The 16,715-nt window shown below is 72.9% G+C and carries 18 protein-coding genes; 8 read left to right on the forward strand and 10 right to left on the reverse strand.

The genetic code is table 11. The features are described 5' to 3' along the window. Nucleotide 1 precedes the first annotated feature (1 nt). Together H596_RS0108805 and H596_RS0108810 are read right to left on the reverse strand one after the other, a co-directional pair. Nucleotides 2-706 (reverse strand): cysteine hydrolase family protein, encoded by a 705-nt coding sequence (locus H596_RS0108805; RefSeq protein WP_037300667.1) that lies wholly within the window; start codon nt 704-706, stop codon nt 2-4. Beyond that, entirely contained in the window at nt 706-2,295 is a 1,590-nt protein-coding gene (locus tag H596_RS0108810) for an ABC transporter substrate-binding protein (RefSeq protein WP_027284574.1), read from the reverse strand. The genes H596_RS0108805 and H596_RS0108810 overlap by 1 nt, the downstream gene beginning before the upstream one ends. Nucleotides 2,296-2,441: 146 nt before the next feature. On the opposite strand from H596_RS0108810, the gene H596_RS0108815 reads away from it, so the two are divergent. The 6 genes from H596_RS0108815 to H596_RS0108840 all read left to right on the forward strand — a co-directional run bounded on the left by H596_RS0108815 (nt 2,442) and on the right by H596_RS0108840 (nt 5,928). Further along, nucleotides 2,442-2,951 carry an SspB family protein gene (locus H596_RS0108815; protein ID WP_156910079.1) on the forward strand — a complete coding sequence of 170 codons (510 nt, stop codon included), beginning with the start codon at nt 2,442-2,444 and terminating at the stop codon, nt 2,949-2,951. A gap of 79 nt (nt 2,952-3,030) precedes the next feature. Then, a complete protein-coding gene (locus H596_RS0108820) occupies nt 3,031-4,632 on the forward strand; it encodes a fumarate hydratase (RefSeq protein WP_051212706.1) in 1,602 nt (533 codons plus the stop codon). A gap of 12 nt (nt 4,633-4,644) precedes the next feature. Beyond that, nucleotides 4,645-4,878 (forward strand): DUF2798 domain-containing protein, encoded by a 234-nt coding sequence (locus H596_RS0108825; RefSeq protein WP_027284577.1) that lies wholly within the window; start codon nt 4,645-4,647, stop codon nt 4,876-4,878. 15 nt (nt 4,879-4,893) lie between these two features. Further along, the gene (locus H596_RS0108830; RefSeq protein WP_027284578.1) at nt 4,894-5,292 is read left to right on the forward strand and encodes a RidA family protein; all 399 of its coding nucleotides are present in this window, start codon (nt 4,894-4,896) and stop codon (nt 5,290-5,292) included. Between the two features lies 1 nt (nt 5,293). After that, nucleotides 5,294-5,692 carry a VOC family protein gene (locus H596_RS0108835; RefSeq protein ID WP_027284579.1) on the forward strand — a complete coding sequence of 133 codons (399 nt, stop codon included), beginning with the start codon at nt 5,294-5,296 and terminating at the stop codon, nt 5,690-5,692. A gap of 8 nt (nt 5,693-5,700) precedes the next feature. Next, a complete protein-coding gene (locus H596_RS0108840) occupies nt 5,701-5,928 on the forward strand; it encodes a ribbon-helix-helix domain-containing protein (RefSeq protein ID WP_027284580.1) in 228 nt (75 codons plus the stop codon). Here the strand turns inward: H596_RS0108840 and H596_RS0108845 are convergent. The 8 genes from H596_RS0108845 to H596_RS20835 all read right to left on the reverse strand — a co-directional run bounded on the left by H596_RS0108845 (nt 5,909) and on the right by H596_RS20835 (nt 14,905). After that, nucleotides 5,909-6,589 (reverse strand): DUF1194 domain-containing protein, encoded by a 681-nt coding sequence (locus H596_RS0108845; protein WP_027284581.1) that lies wholly within the window; start codon nt 6,587-6,589, stop codon nt 5,909-5,911. The genes H596_RS0108840 and H596_RS0108845 overlap by 20 nt on opposite strands. Beyond that, nucleotides 6,573-8,270, reverse strand: a complete 1,698-nt coding sequence (locus tag H596_RS0108850; protein ID WP_027284582.1) for a gamma-glutamyltransferase family protein — start codon at nt 8,268-8,270, stop codon at nt 6,573-6,575. Before H596_RS0108850 ends, H596_RS0108845 begins: the two co-directional genes overlap by 17 nt. Nucleotides 8,271-8,274: 4 nt before the next feature. After that, a complete protein-coding gene (locus H596_RS0108855; protein WP_027284583.1) occupies nt 8,275-9,678 on the reverse strand; it encodes a malonyl-CoA decarboxylase in 1,404 nt (467 codons plus the stop codon). A gap of 76 nt (nt 9,679-9,754) precedes the next feature. Further along, a complete protein-coding gene (locus tag H596_RS0108860; protein ID WP_156910080.1) occupies nt 9,755-10,954 on the reverse strand; it encodes a CsgG/HfaB family protein in 1,200 nt (399 codons plus the stop codon). Next, complete coding sequence (lpoB, locus tag H596_RS24115) at nt 10,954-11,589, reverse strand: penicillin-binding protein activator LpoB (protein ID WP_037300671.1); 636 nt, start codon at nt 11,587-11,589, stop codon at nt 10,954-10,956. The genes H596_RS0108860 and lpoB overlap by 1 nt, the downstream gene beginning before the upstream one ends. A 17-nt stretch (nt 11,590-11,606) precedes the next feature. Next, on the reverse strand, nt 11,607-11,984 hold the full coding sequence (locus H596_RS24120; RefSeq protein ID WP_027284586.1) for a putative periplasmic lipoprotein: 378 nt from the start codon (nt 11,982-11,984) through the stop codon (nt 11,607-11,609). Further along, nucleotides 11,981-13,393: a hypothetical protein gene (locus H596_RS24125; protein ID WP_169579859.1), complete on the reverse strand. Its 1,413-nt coding sequence runs from the start codon at nt 13,391-13,393 to the stop codon at nt 11,981-11,983. Before H596_RS24125 ends, H596_RS24120 begins: the two co-directional genes overlap by 4 nt. A 93-nt stretch (nt 13,394-13,486) precedes the next feature. After that, entirely contained in the window at nt 13,487-14,905 is a 1,419-nt protein-coding gene (locus tag H596_RS20835) for a bifunctional ADP-dependent NAD(P)H-hydrate dehydratase/NAD(P)H-hydrate epimerase (RefSeq protein ID WP_037300673.1), read from the reverse strand. Between the two features lie 42 nt (nt 14,906-14,947). Between H596_RS20835 and H596_RS0108885 the strand changes: the two genes are divergently transcribed. Continuing rightward, nucleotides 14,948-16,276: a sulfite oxidase gene (locus H596_RS0108885; protein ID WP_027284588.1), complete on the forward strand. Its 1,329-nt coding sequence runs from the start codon at nt 14,948-14,950 to the stop codon at nt 16,274-16,276. Then, complete coding sequence (locus H596_RS20840) at nt 16,276-16,626, forward strand: hypothetical protein (protein ID WP_051212684.1); 351 nt, start codon at nt 16,276-16,278, stop codon at nt 16,624-16,626. Before H596_RS0108885 ends, H596_RS20840 begins: the two co-directional genes overlap by 1 nt. The last annotated feature ends 89 nt before the right edge of the window (nt 16,627-16,715 follow it).

Consider the following 16,715-nt stretch of genomic DNA (forward strand, 5'->3'; position numbering starts at 1 on the left):
CCTATGCCGCCCCGGGCAGGAAGCCCAGCAGCTCCTCCGCCGACATCACCTCGCAGTAGATCCGGTTGAGGATGCGCAGCTCCTGCTCGTGCAGATCCTGGCTGCCGGCGGCGCAGGCGTCCTCCACCAGCAGCACCTCGAAGCTCTCGTCGGCGAGGGAGCGGACGGTGGAGCTCACGCACTGGTCGGTGAAGATGCCGCCGACCACCGCGTGGGTGATGCCCATATTGGCCAGCACCAGGCGCAGATTCGTGCCGGTCAGCGCCGAATCGGTGGTCTTGGTCACCACGATCTCGTCGGCCCGGGGCGCCAGCTCGGGCACGATCTGGGACTCCCATGCGTCCTTGGGCAGCAGCAGATCGTTCCAGCCAGGCTTGCGCTGGCTGAGCGAGCGGTCCCGCCCGTCCGGCAGAAGGGCTGCGATGCGCGCGAAGACCACCGGATGCCCGCCCGCGCGGAAGGCCGCGATGAGGCGCTGCAGCGTCGGGATCACCACGCCGCGCATGCGCTCGTGGAAGGGCGTCCAGCGATGCCAGCGCGCCAGCGCCTCGCCCTGCAGCGTCGCGGGATCCTCGCGCTGCAGATAGGTGTTCTGCACGTCGATCACGATGAGCGCCACATGGCCCGGCCGCAGCACCGGGTCCGGCGCCTCGGGCGCGCCCTCGTAGTAGAAGGAGCGCCACGCCTGCTTCCAGCCCTGCGCCATCAGCGCATCGTCACGTTCATCACCATCACCCGGTTGTCGGGCCGGTGCGCGACCTGCACGCGCTGGCTCATCGCCCAGGGGATGGTGAGGGTGTAGAGGGGAATGTGCCCCAGCTCCTCGTTGTGGATGCGGTGCGCCTCGCGCATCAGGGCGATGCGGCGGTCCTGGTCCACCGTCGCCTCCGCTTCCTCGATCAGCGCGTCCACGCGGGGGTTCGAGTAGCCGCCGTAGTTCCAGGAGGCGGGGCCCGCGCGCTCGCGCGTCATCATGATCGCGCGCAGCGTGTAGGACGCATCGAGCGTCGGCACGCCCCAGGTGAGGCCGTAGAAGCTCGTGTCCAGCCGCCCGATCTTCTGGAACATCGGCGCCTGCGGCTGGATGTTCACGCGCAGCGTGATGCCGACCTGCGCGAGCATGGGCGCCAGCGCGAGGCAGACCTCGTCATACACGCCCACGGGGCAGTCGAGCGTCACCTCGAAGCCGTTGGGATAACCCGCCTCGGCCAGCAGCGCCCGGGCCCGCGCGCGGTCGAGCGGCAGGCGCCGGTCCAGCGCCGGGTCATAGCCCGTCACGAAGGAGGTCCACATGGAACCGGTGGGCACGCCCTGCCCGCGCAGCGTCCGCCGCACGATGGAGTCGACGTCGATGGCGTGCGCGATGGCCTGCCGCACGCGCAGGTCGCGGAAGGGGTTTCGACCGCGGACATTCGAGTAGAGGAGTTCGTCGCGCCACTGGTCCATGGCGAGCCAGAGCGTGCGGTTCTCCGGCCCCTCCAGCACGCGCAGCCGCGGGTCGCGCCGCAGCCGCTCGAGATCCTGCGGCGGGACGACGTGCGACATGTCCACCTCGCCCGAGAGCAGGGCGGCCGTCCGCGTCGGATCGGATGCGATGATGACGTGGTGGTATTCCGTCACATTGCCGCGGCCGGGGCCGCCCCAGCCCCACCACGCCTCGTTGCGCGCGAGGATGGTGCGCTGTTCCGGCTCCCGCGAGCGCAGCACATAGGGCCCGGTGCCATTGGTGTTGCGGGAGGCATGGGTCTCCTCCCGCTCGCGGAAGTTCTGCGGCCGCTCGGCCCGATGCTCGACCGCCCACTCCCGGTCCATGATGAAGACGCGGGACATCTTGTTGGGCAGCACGGGGTCGTGCACGCGGGTGACGATGTCCACGGTCAGCGCGTCCACCCGCTCGGCCCGTTCCACCGTGTCCACGAAAATGCCCATGTTCGAGGTCGGCGCGCGCGCCCGCTCGATCGAGAACACCACGTCGTCGGCGTCGAAGGCGTTGCCGTTGTGGAACCGCACGTTCGGGCGCAGCACATAGCGCCAGCGCGTGGGGGAGACCTGCGTCCAGGAGAGTGCGAGGCCCGGCTCGAGCGAGAGGTCGTCTCGGTTGAGCGCCAGAGTCTCGTAGATGTTGGCCAGCAGCAGCGTGTTCACCGCCGCGTTCGAGGCGTGCGGATCGAGCGTCGAGGCGTCCGTGCTGGTGGCCATGCGGAACACGACGGGCTGCGCCGCGACGGGCGCAGCCACCAGCGCCGCCGCGAGCGGGCCGACAAGCCCGAGCAGACCGACCAGACGTCGAGACATTCGCATGTTCTTGAGCCCCCTGGATGACGCCCGAAGCATAAAAGCCGCCTCGGGGCGCCCGCAACGTCCTCCTTGCCCCGGACCGCCGCCCCTTCCTTCCCATGCGCGGCTGCGCGCCATATGGTGCCGGGACAGGAATGCCCCGCATGAGCACCACCCCCCCGAACAGCCTCCTCCCCTACGAAGAATGGGCCGGGCGCGCGCTGCGCGCCGTGGCGGTGGACGCGCTGGAGCATGCCGCGCGCGAGGGGCTGCCCGGCGAGCATCACTTCTACCTCTCCTTCCGGACAGACCATCCGGGCACGCGCATCCCGGGCCATCTCAAGGCCAAATACCCGCGCGAGATGACCATCGTGCTGCAGCACCGCTTCTGGGATCTGAAGGTGGACCGGGCGCAGCGGCATTTCTCGGTGGGCCTCTCCTTCGGCGGGGTGCCGGCCACGCTGGTGGTGCCCTTCGCCGCGCTCACCGCCTTCCAGGACCCGCACGCCCAGTTCGGCCTGCGCTTCGAGCCGGAGTTCGAGGGGCAGGAGGATTCCGCCGGCCTGCCCGAGGCCGCCCCCGCCGCCGAGGCCCCGCCCGCGCCCGAACCCCCGCCCGCCGCGGCCCAGCCCCAGGTGGTGAGCCTCGACGCCTTCCGCCGCAAGCGCGACTGAACGACCCCAGAGACCAGGACGCCACACCGTGCTCGACAGCACCACGCCCCCGCGCCCCGAGGGCTTCCGCTACAGCCCCATGTTCCCGCTGGCGAAGGACGAGACGCCCTGGCGCCGCCTGCCCATCGAGGGCGTCACGGTGATGGAGGTGGACGGCCGGCGCGTCCTGAAAGTCCCGCCCCGCGTGCTGGAGGAGCTGGCCTTCGCCGCCTGCCGCGACGCCTCGCACCTGCTGCGCCCCGGCCACCTCGCGCAGCTCCGCAAGATCCTCGACGACCCCGAAGCCTCGGCCAATGACCGCTTCGTGGCGCTCGACCTGCTGAAGAACGCCAACATCGCCGCCGGCGGCACCCTGCCCATGTGCCAGGACACGGGCACGGCCATCGTCTTCGGCAAGAAGGGCCAGCGCGTCTGGGTCGAGGGCGACGAGGAGGAGGCGCTGAGCTACGGCGTGCATCGCACCTACACCGAGACGAACCTGCGCTACTCCATGATGGCGCCGCTCACCGTCTGGGAGGAGGCGAACACGGGCAACAACCTGCCCGTGCAGTTCGACATCATGGCCGCCCCCGGCGAGGCACATGCGGAGGAGTTCCACCTCATGTTCGTGCTCAAGGGCGGCGGCAGCGCGAACAAGACCTTCCTCTACCAGCAGACGCGCGCGGTGCTCTCCAAGCCCAAGCTGCTCGCCTTCCTGGAGGAGAAGATCAAGACGCTCGGCACCTCCGCCTGCCCGCCCTACCACCTCGCGGTGGTGATCGGCGGCACCAGCGCCGAGGCCACGCTGAAGGCCGTGAAGCTCGCGAGCACGCGCTACCTCGACGCGCTGCCCACGACGGGCAGCAAGGCCGGCCACGCCATCCGCGACCCGGAGCTGGAGGCCGAGATCCACAAGCTCACGCAGAACCTCGGCATCGGGGCGCAGTTCGGGGGCAAGTATTTCTGCCACGACGTGCGCGTGATCCGCATGGCCCGGCACGGCGCCTCGCTGCCCATCGGCATCGGCGTCTCCTGCTCGGCCGACCGGCAGATCAAGGCGAAGATCACGGCAGAGGGCGTGTTCCTCGAGGAGCTGGAGCACGAGCCCGCCCACTACCTGCCCGACCACACGGAGGAGATCGAGGGCGGGGAATGCGTGCAGATCGACCTCTCGCGGCCGATGAGCGAAATCCGCGCCACCCTCTCGAAATACCCGGTCAAGACGCGCGTGGCGTTGACCGGCACCATGGTGGTCGCGCGCGACATCGCCCACGCCAAGCTGCAGGAGCGGCTCGACCGCGGCGAGGGCCTGCCCGACTACATCAAGAACCACCCGGTCTATTACGCAGGCCCGGCCAAGACGCCCGAGGGCATGCCCACCGGCAGCTTCGGCCCCACCACGGCGGGGCGCATGGACAGCTATGTGGAGGCCTTCCAGCGCGCCGGCGGCAGCCTGGTCATGCTCGCCAAGGGCAACCGCTCACGCGCCGTGCGCGAGGCCTGTCGGAAATACGGCGGCTTCTACCTCGGCAGCGTCGGCGGCCCCGCAGCGCGCCTCGCGCAGGACTGCATCCGCAAGGTGGAGGTGCTCGAATACCCCGAGCTCGGCATGGAGGCGGTCTGGCGCATCGAGGTGGAGAACTTCCCCGCCTTCATCGTGATCGACGACAAGGGGAATGACTTCTACGAGGGGCTTGAGTAACAGAGGGGGCGCATGTTCCCCCTCCCCGCCCGCTTCGCCCATCTCGTGCAGGGTTTCTTCCTGACCCTGTTCATGACCTGCATCGTCTCGGGCATCTCCACGCTCTGGGCGCTCGGCCCCTCGGCCGAGTTCCTGGCGCGCTGGCCGGTGGCCTGGGGCATCTCCTGGCTCATCGCCTTCCCCTCGGTGCTGGTGGTCCTGCCCATCGTGCGGCGGATCACCCAGCGCCTCGTCGCCCATCCCTGAGAAGGGAGGCCCGCCATGGCCCGCCGCCTCATCAGCTCCGGCTCCGTCTTCGAGGAGCAGATCGGCTATTCCCGCGCCGTGGTGGACGGGGATTTCGTCTTCGTCTCCGGCACCACGGGCTACGACTACGCCACCATGTCCATCCCCGATTCCGTGGTGGAGCAGTGCGAGCAGGCCTTCCGCAACATCGAGGCCGCGCTGCGCGAGGCGGGGGCCAGCATGAACGACGTGGTGCGCGCCACCTTCATCGTGCCCAGCCGCGCCGACTGGGAGCCCTGCTGGCCCGTGATCCGGAAATATCTCGGCGCGGTGCGCCCCGCCTCCACCATGTTTCACGCCGACCTGCAGACCGACAGGATGCGCATCGAGATCGAAGTGACGGCGCGGCTGCGCCGCCGCAGCGGGGAGCGCTGAGATGCGCTTCGCGGTGGACCGGCTCGATCACCTCGTCCTCACCTGCAGGGACGTGGACATCAGCGCCGCCTGGTACCAGCGCGTGCTGGGCATGGAGCGCGAGGAGTTCGGCCCGCACCGGCGCACGGCGCTGCGCTTCGGCGGGCAGAAGATCAACCTCCGCCCCGTCGAGGCGACGCAGACGGAGTGGTTCTCCGGCCAGGCCGCGGCGCCCGGCGCGCAGGATCTCTGCTTCGTCGTCACCGTCAGCGCGCCGCAGGTGGTGGAGCACCTGCACCGCTGCGGCGTGACCCTGGAACTCGGCCCGGTGCCGAAGGAGGGGGCGCTCGGCCCCATCACCAGCGTCTATTGCCGCGACCCGGACGGCAACCTCATCGAGATCGCGACCTACAGCGACTGAGGCCGCGCATGCCGCGCCACCTGCGCAAGCGCAGCCTGAGGCTTGCGGGCCACGACACCTCACTCGCGCTGGAGCCCGCCTTCTGGGAGGTGCTGGAGGCGGAGGCGGCGCGCCGCGGCCTCTCGCTCGCCGCCCTGGTCGCGGAGCAGGACGCGGCGCGGGCCGAGACGGGCGAGCCGCTGGCCTCGCGGCTGCGCGTCTTCGCGCTCGGCTGCATCAGGACACCTCGCGGATGAGCTTGGCGCGCAGGGCGCGGGCCAGGTCGCGCCGGCTCTCGGCCGTCATCACGAAGGCGCCGGGGCCGCCGATCACGTCGCGGCGGTAGTGCTCCTCCAGCGGCTCGCCCGCCCGCGTCACCTGCCCCGCCGCGGCGACGGCCAGCGCGTTCACCACCATGCCCCGCCGCACCACGATGTCGCGCGCGATGGGCGCGGGGCGCAGGCTGCGCATGTCCGGCCCGTCGCCCGAGACGTCGATGACGAGCTGCTCCGCGCTGAAGGGGCCCTCGCGCAGCAGGTGGCTCGCGTGGTGGATGGCGTCGCCGATGGCGTTCCAGGATTGCGGGGTGCGCGGCGCGGCCAGCAGCGCCTCGGCCACCGCCTGGGCGGACGCGTCGTCGCCGATCCGCATCCAGTCCACGATCACCTGGGAGCCGCCGGGGCTGCCCCACTCGATCACCGCCACCCCGATCGCGCCGCGCCGGCGGCTGCGGATGGCGGCGATCACCGAGGGGTGGGTCAGCGCCTCGGCATAGCCTTCGCGCTGGAGCAGGAACTCGTCCTGGTCGATGGAGCCCGAGGCGTCCATGGCCAGCACGAGCAGCGCGTCCAGCACCTCGCCCGCCGCGATAAGGGCGGGGGCGGCGAGCAGGGCGCGGCGGCTAACCGGCGATGGCATGGGCGGGCCTCCGCGTGTCGGCCCCCGCGGCGACGAGGCCGCGTTCGGGCAGGGTGAGCACCGCCTCGACGCTGCCGGCGAGCCAAGTGCTCTCCGGCCACTCCACCACCCCGTGCCCCCGCCGCGCAAGCTCCGCGCGCACCGCGGCCGGCACCCGCGCCTCGATGGCGAGCCGCCCGGGGAAGGCCTCGAAGGGCGCGAAGGAGGAGGGGGCGGCGTAGCTGGCGAAGCGCGGCGCCTCGATCGCCTCCTGCAGCTCCATCCCGTGCTGGAACAGGTTGAGCAGCACCTGCAGCATGGCCTGGATCTGCACATCCCCGCCCGGGGTGCCGAAGGGCATCACGCCGCCCTCGCGCGTGACCAGGATGGCCGGGTTGGGCGTCAGCCGCGGCCGCTTGCCGGGCGCGACGCCGTTGGGGTGGCGCGGGTCGGGCCGCGACTGGCAGCCGCGGTTGGAGGGGATGAGGCCGAGCCCCGGCACGACCGGCGCGTTCCAGGACCCGTCCGAGGGCGTGGCGCTGAAGGCGTTGCCGTGCCGGTCCACCACCGCGACATAGCTCGTGTCGGCCTCCACCTTGGGGATGGCGCGGGCACTCGGCCGCAGCGGCGCCGGCGCGGGGCCGAGCAGCGGCCCGGGAAGCGAGGGGTGGGCGCGGTCCATGCGGATTTCGGCCGCGCGGGCGGCGATGTGCGCCTCGCCGAGCAGCGCCTCGAGCGGCACCTCCACGAAGGCCGGGTCGCCGAAATGGTATTCCCGGTCGGCCATGGCGGCCTTGAGGCATTCGGTCAGCAGGTGGATGTAGTCGGCGCTGTTGTGGGCATGGCCCGCGATGCCGGCGCGCTCGGCCAGCAGCAGCGCCTCGACCAGCGCGGGGCCCTGGCACCAGGGGCCGCAGGCGAGCAGCTCATGGCCGCGCCAGGGGCGCGAGACCACCGGCTCGATGCGCGAGCGGAAGCCGGCGAGATCATCGCGCGAGAGCCAGCCGCCCTCCTGGCGCTGGAAGCGCACCATGGCCTCGGCGATGTCGCCCTCGTAGAAGGCGCGCCGCGCGGCGGCGAGGCCCGCGAGCCGCCCGCCCCGCGCCTCGGCCGCGCGCGCCTCGTCGCAGAGATAGGCGAGGGTGCGCGCGAGGTCCGCCTGCACGAAGCGCTCGCCCAGCGCCGGCACGCAGCCGCCGGGCAGGAAGATGGCGGCGTTGCTCTCCCAGCGCGCGTAGTCGTCGCGGTGCGCCAGGATGCTCTCGCGCAGCAGGGGGAAGACCGCGAAGCCCTCGGCGGCCCAGCGCAGGGCGAAGCGCGCCACATCGGCGAAGCCCATGGTGCCGTGGCGCTCCAGCGCCGTGATCCAGGCGTCCGGCGCCGCGGGGATCACGGTGCGCCGCACCCCGTCGGGGATCATGCCGCCATGCTCGCGCAGGAACACGTCGGGCGGCGTGGCGGCGGGCCAGTGGCCGAGCCCCGCGATGCTCTCCGCCCGCCCGTCGGCGAGGCGGATGAGGATGGGCGCCACCCCCGCGACGTTCACGAGATCGGGCTGCAGCACGCCGAGCGCGATGCCGGCCGCGCAGCCCGCATCCACCGCGTTGCCGCCCTCCTCCAGCACGGTCATGGCGGCGGTGGCGGCGAGGTAGTGCCCGGCCGCGACGGCGTGGCGGGGCCCGTAGAGGGTGTGGCGGCTCACGGACTCACGCCTTCAGCAGCTTGCGCACGGCCGAGGAGGCGGCGCGCCGGCCCTCGCCCGCATAGGCCTCGTGGTTGTCCTCGATGAAGGCGGGATCATAGAGGTAGTTCACCATCAGCCCCGCGCTCTCGCGCATGCCCTTCTCGGAGGTGTCGGCCCGCCAGTTGATGCGCTCGATGCGCGCGCCGTTGGAGAGGTGGAAATGCGCCACCGGATCGGCCGCGCGCTTGCCGTCGCGCCCCGCCTCCACCGCCACCCAGCGCGCGCAGAGGCGGATCAGCACCGCCTCGAGCGGCTTGGGCCAGGCGGGGCCGCCGCGCCGCTCCAGCAGCAGGGCGAGGGCGGCGAGGCCCGAGACCTCGGGCGCGGCGCCGGCGGCGGCGCGCAGCGCCGCGCTCTCCTCGGCGGTGAGCAGCGCGGCGTCGCCCGCCTCCATGCGCTGATCGAGCCAGCGGCGGAAGCCGGGCACGGGCGAGAGGGTGGCGAAGCGGCGGATGTTCGGGAACTCCCGCCCCAGCTCCTCCACCACGCGCTTGATGAGGAAATTGCCGAAGGCGATGCCGTCCAGCCCGCGCTGGCAGTTGTTGATGGAGTAGAAGATGGCCGTGTCGGCCCGGGCGGGGTCCATCACCTCGGCCTTGGGGTCGAGCAGCGCCTGCACGCTGTCCGCCAGCCCCTGGGTGAGCGCGACCTCGACGAAGATCAGCGGCTCCTCCGGCATGCGGGGGTGGAAGAAGGCGTAGCAGCGGCGGTCGGAATCCAGGCGGTTCTTCAGATCCTCCCAGCTCTCGATGCGGTGCACCGCCTCGTAGCGGATCAGCTTCTCGAGCAGCGCGGCGGGCGAGTTCCAGTCGATGCGGCGCAGCTCGAGAAAGCCCACGTCGAACCAGGCGGCCAGCAGGGATTTGAGATCGGCCTCCAGCGCGCGCAGCAGCGGGTCGCCCTCGGCGGCGCGCAGCAGCTCCTCGCGCAGCCCGACCAGCAGCTTCACCCCGTCGGGGATGGCGGCGAACTGCTGCAGCAGGCGCACGCGCGGCGCCTCCAGCGTGCGGCGCAGCCGCACCAGGGCCGCGGCGCGCGCCGCCGCATCCTGCGCCCCGCTCCAGGCGGCGATGGCGTCCTCCACCGCCTTGGGGTCGGCGTCGAAGGCGGCAAGGCTGCGCAGGAAGGCGATGCGCTCGGCGGGGGGCAGGTCGCGGTAGGCGGCGGCGAGGCGCGCGGCGCGGGCGCGGGCCGAGACCTCGCCCCCCCGCCCGTCCAGGCAGGCGCGCATCTGCGCGGCGAGGTCCAGTTCCTCCTCGGCCTCGCGCCAGGTGAGGCGCTGGGCCATCTCGCGCCAGACCTCGCCGAGGCTGCGGCGCGTGCGGTGCAAAAAGCCGTCGGCGAGGGCCGGGGCGGTGTCGGGCATGGGCGTCTCCGTCAGGCCCTCAGCCTAACGGAGACACATGCCGAAACACAACGCGAGCCCTCGCCGCCCGCGCCTCTCAGTCGAACATGGAGCGGTTGCGCTCGCTGCGGGGGGCGGGGCGCGGCGGCGGGGGCGGCGGCGGCGCGAGGCGCAGCACCACATCCGCCCCCGGCGGCGGCAGCCCGCCCGAGACGAGGCGCGCGTAGGAGAGGCGCTCGTCCACCCGATAGACCTGGATGATGCCCGTCTCCCGCTCCACCCGGCCCAGGCTCTCGCGCGTGTGCGGGTCGAACATCTCCTCGCCGAGCTGCATGGCGCGGAAGCGCTGGCCCTGCTGCACCGTGACGCCGCCCTGGTTGATGATCAGCTCGTCGGGGTTGGTCATGGCGATGAGGCGCAGCGGATAGATGCTCTGCGTCACCTGCCGGCCCAGCTCCTCGCTCATGCGCGTGAGGATCTGGGTGAGGTTGCCCGCCGTGCCCGCATTGATCGTGCCCGCATGCAGCACCTGGCGCGTGGCGATCTCGATCACCTGGAAGTCGAGATCCCCGCGCGCGAACTGGCGCACGATGGTCTCGCCGGTGATGGTGATGTAGGTCTCCTGCCGCACCGCGCCCACATTGCGCATGCGGCCCACCACCACGTAGTCCGTGCCCAGCGCCTGCCCGATGCGCACGCGCTCGGCGATGGGCGCATCGGCGGCGAGCAGCGCCATCTCGCGGTCATAGGCGGCGTCGTTCGCGCGGTCGAGCACGGCGAAGCGGCGGGACTGGGTGAGGTAGGCCACCAGCCGGTCCCGCAACTGGGTGCCGAACTCGGTGCGCCGGCCCTGCTGGTCGCGGAACTCGGAGACGGCGATGCGCCGGCGCGTCGCCGCCTGGTCCTGGGTGGGGCGGAAGACGGCGACCTCGGCCTCGATCCGCACCACGGTGTTGGGCGGCTCCTGCCGCACCTCCAGCACGCGGTAGCTGCCGATCAGCCCGCCCGAGACGCGGGCGATCTCCTGCCGCAGGTTCTCGCTCACCACGAAGGTATCGGTGCGGTCGGTGACGATGAGGGCGAGGCTGCGCAGCGCCACGTCGCGCGTGCCGACGATGGCGCCCGTCACCTGCTCCACGGCGGCGAGGAGCGCGGAGGTCAGCGCCTGGTCGCGCGTCGGGCCGCTGCCCTCGGCGGTGGTGACGACGAAGCGCGCCCCGCCCGCGCGCTCCTGCGCCGCGACGGGGCCCGCGCCCAGCGCCAGCAGCGCGAACGCGACGAGCAGCAGCCGGCGCATCACCACATCACCGTCCGGCCGGAGCCGACGCGCGAGATCACCTCCTGCCCCTGCCAGAGCGCGATGCCGGTGCGGATGTTGGTCAGGTTGAGCTGGAAGACGTAGTCCACGCGCATCGCGCCCCCGTCCACGCGGGTGCTGCGCTGGATGATGTTGCCCGAGAGGCTGAGGTCGGGCGCGATCATCTGCCCGCGCGCGGCCACGGTGCGCTGGTTGAACTCGCCCGACTGGCGGAGCTGGCGCGTCTGCATCGCGAGCGGATCGGCCGGGCCGTCGAGGCCCACCGCCGTGGTGGTGACCACGCGGCCAGAGTTGTTCAGCTCCACCGAGACGAGCTGCGTCAGCTCATTGGTGTTGATGCGCAGCGTCGTGTCGTTGGTGATGCGGCTGATGGCCATGACGCGCGGCTGCCCGTCGGGCCGCGGCTGGAGGCGGCCGCTCTCGAGCATGGAGCGCACCAGCGCGCGCGCCGCCTCCTCGAAGTCGCGGTTGTCGAGGCCCATGCCGATGGGCGTGCGGTCGTTGCGCGGGTCCACGCGCTGGGTCGCCATCTCGCCCGCCACGCAGGCGGGAAGGGCGAGCAGCGCCGCCCCCGCGAGCAGGGCGCGGCGGGCGGGGCGGGCGGTGTCGGTCATGCAGGCGGGCCTTTCGGTCAGTTGCCGATGTCGAAGGTCATGCGGAAGTCGCGCGCGCGGGGGCTCGGCGCATCCGCCTCGATGGTGGTGACCGTCTGGCGCGCCAGCGAGCGGAAGACGGGGCGCGACTGCAGCGTGGGCAGGGGCCGGCCCGTCTCGTCCAGCCAGTCGGTCTGGATGCGCAGCGGGAAATCCCCGCCATGCGGGTTCACCACGTTCACGTTCACGCGCAGCCGCCCGTCCGGCCCCGCATTCACCACGGGGGCGGAGAAGGAGAGGCTCTGCACCGCCGGCGTGATGATGAGGCGCGGATCGCCGGGCGGCGGCGGCGGCGGGGTGGAGCAGGCGGCGAGGCCGAGGCCCAGCGCCAGCAGGGGAAGGGAGCGGCGGATCATAGCGGATGCACCTGGATGGTGAGCGGGCTGCCCGGGTTCTGCGCCTTGACGACGACGATGGAGGAGCGGCCCTGCGGCACGCTGATCGTCTCGGCCGGGCCGCCCAGCGCGCGCAGGCTGAGCTGGCCGTTGGCCGGCACGGGCACGCGCGCCGCCTGGAACTCCCGCGGCAGCATGTACCAGGAGCGCGTGTCCGATTGCGTGACATTCGCCGCCGCGGTGGCCGCGAGGTCGGCGAGGATGGCCACCGCCGGATGGGCGCGCTGCGTGGCCGCGCCCACGATGCTGATGCCGGCGGCCTTGGCGATGGCCTCGAACACCGCGGCCGCCAGCAGCGCGTTGTAGCGGGTGCGGAACTCGCTCGCCATCACGCCCTCGATGGAGCCCACGATCTGGGTGGTGGCGCGCTGCGCGCCCGCCTGCACCTCCAGCCCCTCATAGGCGGAGGGCTGGAACACCATGCGCGGCATGGAGACGGTGACGGGCCGCACCGTCACCCCGCCATGCATGAACACGGGCATGGGCACGGTGAAGTTGAGCTGCTCGAAGAGCGGGCTCTGCCCGTTCTCGAAGATCACCCAGACATGGTGGCCCGGCCGCTGGCCCGAGGCGGCGCGGCGCGCCATGGCCAGATCCTCGGCCACCACGCGCGGGTTGCCGGCGATGCCCGCCACGCGCTCGAAGGCGTTGCGCGCGGCCTCGGCGTCGCCCGGCACGCCGCTGTTGAGCAGGAACACGCCGCGCAGATAGGTGCCGGCCGGATTCACGAAGGGCTGGTAGCTGCGCCAGCGGTCCAGCGCCTGGAGCTGCTCGCGCACCTCGGGGCTGTTCTGGGCGTTCTGCAGTGCCTGGGCGCGGCTGGGGTCGCTCGCCGCCTGCTGCTCGGCCGCCTGCTGGGCGGCGCTGATCTGGTCGCGGAAACGCTGGACGGTGCGCGCCTGGCGCTCCTCCATGCGGTTCATCTCGACCCGGGCGTTGTCGCGGTCGCCCCGGCCGAGCATGGCCATCGCCTTGTAGGCGTTGACCATCACCGCGTCATAGGTGCCGAAGCGGTAGGTCTGGCCGAAGTTCAGGCCGGCCTCCTCCACCCCGCGCATCAGCTCCTCCGCGCCGTCCAGCATGGTCACGCTGCGGGGGTGGTCCTGCGCGTGCAGGGCGGCGGCGCCGGCGTTGAGCGACCACAGAAGCTCCGTGCCGCGGCCGCTGGAGTCGGGGCGGGCCAGGGCGGTGGCGATGTTGGTGGCGGCCTGGAAGTTGCCGGTCGCGACCGCTTGGCGGAAGCCGGCGACCGAGGCGGGATCGGCCTGCGGGGCGCAGGCGGCCAGCGCCGCCACCAGAACCGTCGCCGCCGCCGCCTGGCGCCAGCGCGCGCCCCCCTCTCCGGCCATCCGCGCCCAAGCTGCCACCATGCTCTCGCCTCCTCTGATCCCGCCTGGACATGCCGCCGGCCGGTTGAGGAAAGGTTGCGTGCACCGCGCGCGACGCGTCAAGGAAATCAGTAATCAACCGCAGGTCATGGCCTCGGCGAGGTCCTCCGCGATCAGCCCGCGCCCGAGGCGCCGGGCCGCCGCGCCCTGCCACCAGGCGGCGGCGGCGGCGGCCTCGAAGGCGGGCATGCCCTGCGCGAGCAGCGACGCCGCCGCGCCCGCCAGCACATCGCCCGTGCCGCCGGTGGCGAGCCAGGGCGGCGCGTTGTGGTTGATGGCGGCCCGCCCATCGGGCGCGGCGATCACGCTGTCGCTGCCCTTGAGCAGCACCACCGCCCCGGTGCGCAGCGCGGCGGCGCGGGCGGCGGAGAGCCTGTCCTCGCCCGGCGGGCCGAAGAGCCGCGCGAACTCGCCCGCATGGGGGGTGAGCAGGGCCGCGCCGCGCAGCGCCTCCACCGCGCCCTCGCAGGCGGCGAGCCCGCCCGCGTCCACCACCACGCGCCGCCCCGCGGCGATAAGCCGCTCGATGGCCCGGCGCGTGCGCGCCTCGGGCGGCAGGCCGGGCCCGAGGAGGAACACCTGCCGCCGCGCATCGGCGAGCAGGAGGGAGAGCAGCGCCTCCTCCCCCACCGCCTCGACCACCAGCGCGCCGGGTTCGGCGATCCGGTGGGCCTGGGCCGTCGCGGAATCGGCGCAGGCGAGCGTCACCAGCCCCGCCCCCGCCCGCCGCGCCGCCCGCGCCGCGAGCCGCGCCGCCCCGGCCATGGCGCTGCCCGAGAACACCGTCACATGGCCGCGCGCGTGCTTATGGCTGCGGGCGTCGGGGGCCGGGATGCGCCACAGATGCGGCCCGTTGGCGACGCAGCGCGGGGCGATCGCCTCCAGCACCGAGGCGGGCAGCCCGATATCGGCCAGCACCGTCTCGCCGCAGAGCTCGCGCCCCGGCAGCAGCAGATGGCCCGGTTTGAGCCGGAAGAAGGTGACCGTCAGCGCGGCCTGGGGCGCGAGGCCGCGCACCGCCCCCGTGGCGCCGCACACACCGCTCGGGGTGTCCAGCGCCACCAGGGGCGCGCGCACGGCGCCCAGCACCTCCGCCGCCAGCCCCTCGACGGGGCGGGCGAGCCCCGCGCCGAACACCGCATCCAGCACGAGCCCGGCCCGCGCAAGGGAGGCCGGGGCGAAGGGCCGCAGCGGGCCGCGCCAGCGCGCCGCCGCGCCGGCCGCATCGCTGCCCGGGCGGGGCGGCGCGAGGGGGGCCACCGCCACGTCCCAGCCCGCGCGTTCCAGATGCCGGGCGGCGACATAGCCATCCCCGCCATTGTTGCCGGGCCCGGCCAGCACCAGCACGGGGCAGGGCCGGAAGCGCACCCGCACGGCGCGCGCGACCGCGCGGCCCGCCGCCTCCATCAGCGCCGGCCCGTTCCCGGCCAGGGCGTCGGCGCGCGCCATCTCGGCGGGGGTGAGGAGGTGGGGTGCGTCTTGCAAACGGTTCATGGTTGCGCAAAAAGGAATGAACCGGACAGGGAGGGGCTCGTCATGAGCAAAGCCTACAGCAGCGAACGCCACATCCACGAACTCTATGCCGACGATCCCGAGCGCGCCGACGCCCTGGTCTGGGGCCGCCGCGGCGCGCTGAAGGGCGCCGCGCTGGCCGCCATGGGCGCGGCGGTGGGCGGGGCCATCCCCTTCGCGGGGTCCATGCCCTCGGGCACGATGCCCGCGCTCTTCGCCCGGCCGGCCGCCGCGCAGTCGGGCGGCGCGCCGCAGATGATGCGCCTCGAGGGCAAGGTGGATCTGATCCTGCTCGGCGAGCGCCCGCTGGTGCTCGAAACCCCCGAGCACGAGCTGGACGACGCGATCACGCCCTACTCCAAGTTCTTCGTGCGCAACAACGGCCAGACGCCGCAGCCGCACCAGGGCGACCCGAACGCCTGGCGAATCACGGTCGAGGGCGAGGTGAGCCGCCCGCTGACCCTCACGCTCGGCGAACTCAAGAGCCGCTTCCAGAACGTGACGCGCCAGCTCCAGATGGAGTGCGGCGGCAACGGGCGCAGCTTCTTCGCCCCGCAGACGCGCGGCAACCAGTGGGGCAACGGCGCCATCGGCAACGCGGAATACGTGGGCGTGCGGCTGCGCGACGTGCTGCAGGCCGCGGGGCTCGGCCCCAACGCCCGCTTCACCGGGCATTTCGGCTCCGACCCGCACCTCTCGGGCGATCCGAACCGGCAGGCCATCAGCCGCGGCATGCGCATCGAGAAGGCGATGGACGAGGACACGCTCATCGTCTGGCAGATGAACGGCCAGCCCCTGCCGCACATCCATGGCGGGCCGGTGCGGCTGCTGGTGCCCGGCTGGCCCGGCAGCCTCAGCCAGAAGTGGTTCACGCGCATCCTCATCCGCCCCGACGTGCACAACGGCGCGGGCATGGGCGGCACCAGCTACCGCATGCCGGTGCGCCCCATCGTGCCGGGCAGCAACAATGACGGGCGCGACTTCGCGGACATGGAGAGCATGCCGGTGCGCTCCATCCTCTCCTCGCACGCGCACGGCACGCGGCTGCCGGCCGGCACGCGCCACCTCGACATCCGCGGCGCGGCCTGGGCGGGCGATCTGACGGTGCGCGCCGTCCACACCAGCGTGGACTTCGGCGCGACCTGGCAGGAGATGCAGGTGGCGGCCCCCGCCAACCGCCACGCCTGGCAGCGCTGGCAGGGCCGGGTGAGCTTCCCCACCGACGGCTACTACGAGATCTGGTACCGCGCGACCGACAGCCAGGGCCGCATGCAGCCGCACGCGCCCGCCAACTGGAACCCGCAGGGCTACGGGGCAAACCCCGTCAGCCGCATCGCGGTGCTGATCGGCTGATGCTGCGCGTCGTGATGATGCTGGCCGCGCTCGGGGTGGGCGCGGCCCTCGCCCAGCAGGGCGGCCAGAGCCTGGAGACCGTGACCCAGGCGCAGGAAGACCCCTCCATCCTGCCCGCCGGCGAGGGGCAGGAGGAGACCTTCTACGCCTGCACCGCCTGCCACAGCACCGCGATCATCCGCCGCAGCCATTTCAACCGCGAGCAGTGGGACAGGCTGATGGACTGGATGACCGAGGTGCACGGCATGAGCCCGCTGGAGGGCGAGGAGCGCACGCTGATCGTGAACTACCTCACCCAGCATTTCGGGCCGCGCCCCGCGGCGCGCGGGCGCAACCCCTTCCTGAACTGATCGTCCCGGACGATCCGCGCCCGGGCTGGCGTTCTTCCGGCGCCCGCTTGCCGTGACCCGTGATGCGGTCGGCGGCGACGCCGCCCGCG

This window comes from Rubritepida flocculans DSM 14296 (assembly GCF_000425365.1).
Lineage (GTDB): Bacteria > Pseudomonadota > Alphaproteobacteria > Acetobacterales > Acetobacteraceae > Roseococcus > Roseococcus flocculans.

Coding starts and splice junctions, on each gene's coding strand:
- H596_RS0108815 (WP_156910079.1), top strand. CDS start 2,442: ATGAGCACCACCCCCCCGAACAGCCTCCTCCCCTACGAAGAATGGGCC.
- H596_RS0108805 (WP_037300667.1), bottom strand. CDS start 706: ATGGCGCAGGGCTGGAAGCAGGCGTGGCGCTCCTTCTACTACGAGGGC.
- H596_RS24125 (WP_169579859.1), bottom strand. CDS start 13,393: ATGGTGGCAGCTTGGGCGCGGATGGCCGGAGAGGGGGGCGCGCGCTGG.
- H596_RS20840 (WP_051212684.1), top strand. CDS start 16,276: ATGCTGCGCGTCGTGATGATGCTGGCCGCGCTCGGGGTGGGCGCGGCC.
- H596_RS24120 (WP_027284586.1), bottom strand. CDS start 11,984: ATGATCCGCCGCTCCCTTCCCCTGCTGGCGCTGGGCCTCGGCCTCGCC.
- H596_RS0108825 (WP_027284577.1), top strand. CDS start 4,645: ATGTTCCCCCTCCCCGCCCGCTTCGCCCATCTCGTGCAGGGTTTCTTC.
- H596_RS0108840 (WP_027284580.1), top strand. CDS start 5,701: ATGCCGCGCCACCTGCGCAAGCGCAGCCTGAGGCTTGCGGGCCACGAC.
- H596_RS0108885 (WP_027284588.1), top strand. CDS start 14,948: ATGAGCAAAGCCTACAGCAGCGAACGCCACATCCACGAACTCTATGCC.
- H596_RS0108810 (WP_027284574.1), bottom strand. CDS start 2,295: ATGTCTCGACGTCTGGTCGGTCTGCTCGGGCTTGTCGGCCCGCTCGCG.
- H596_RS0108845 (WP_027284581.1), bottom strand. CDS start 6,589: ATGCCATCGCCGGTTAGCCGCCGCGCCCTGCTCGCCGCCCCCGCCCTT.
- H596_RS0108835 (WP_027284579.1), top strand. CDS start 5,294: ATGCGCTTCGCGGTGGACCGGCTCGATCACCTCGTCCTCACCTGCAGG.
- H596_RS0108830 (WP_027284578.1), top strand. CDS start 4,894: ATGGCCCGCCGCCTCATCAGCTCCGGCTCCGTCTTCGAGGAGCAGATC.
- lpoB (WP_037300671.1), bottom strand. CDS start 11,589: ATGACCGACACCGCCCGCCCCGCCCGCCGCGCCCTGCTCGCGGGGGCG.
- H596_RS0108855 (WP_027284583.1), bottom strand. CDS start 9,678: ATGCCCGACACCGCCCCGGCCCTCGCCGACGGCTTTTTGCACCGCACG.
- H596_RS0108820 (WP_051212706.1), top strand. CDS start 3,031: ATGTTCCCGCTGGCGAAGGACGAGACGCCCTGGCGCCGCCTGCCCATC.
- H596_RS20835 (WP_037300673.1), bottom strand. CDS start 14,905: ATGAACCGTTTGCAAGACGCACCCCACCTCCTCACCCCCGCCGAGATG.
- H596_RS0108860 (WP_156910080.1), bottom strand. CDS start 10,954: ATGCGCCGGCTGCTGCTCGTCGCGTTCGCGCTGCTGGCGCTGGGCGCG.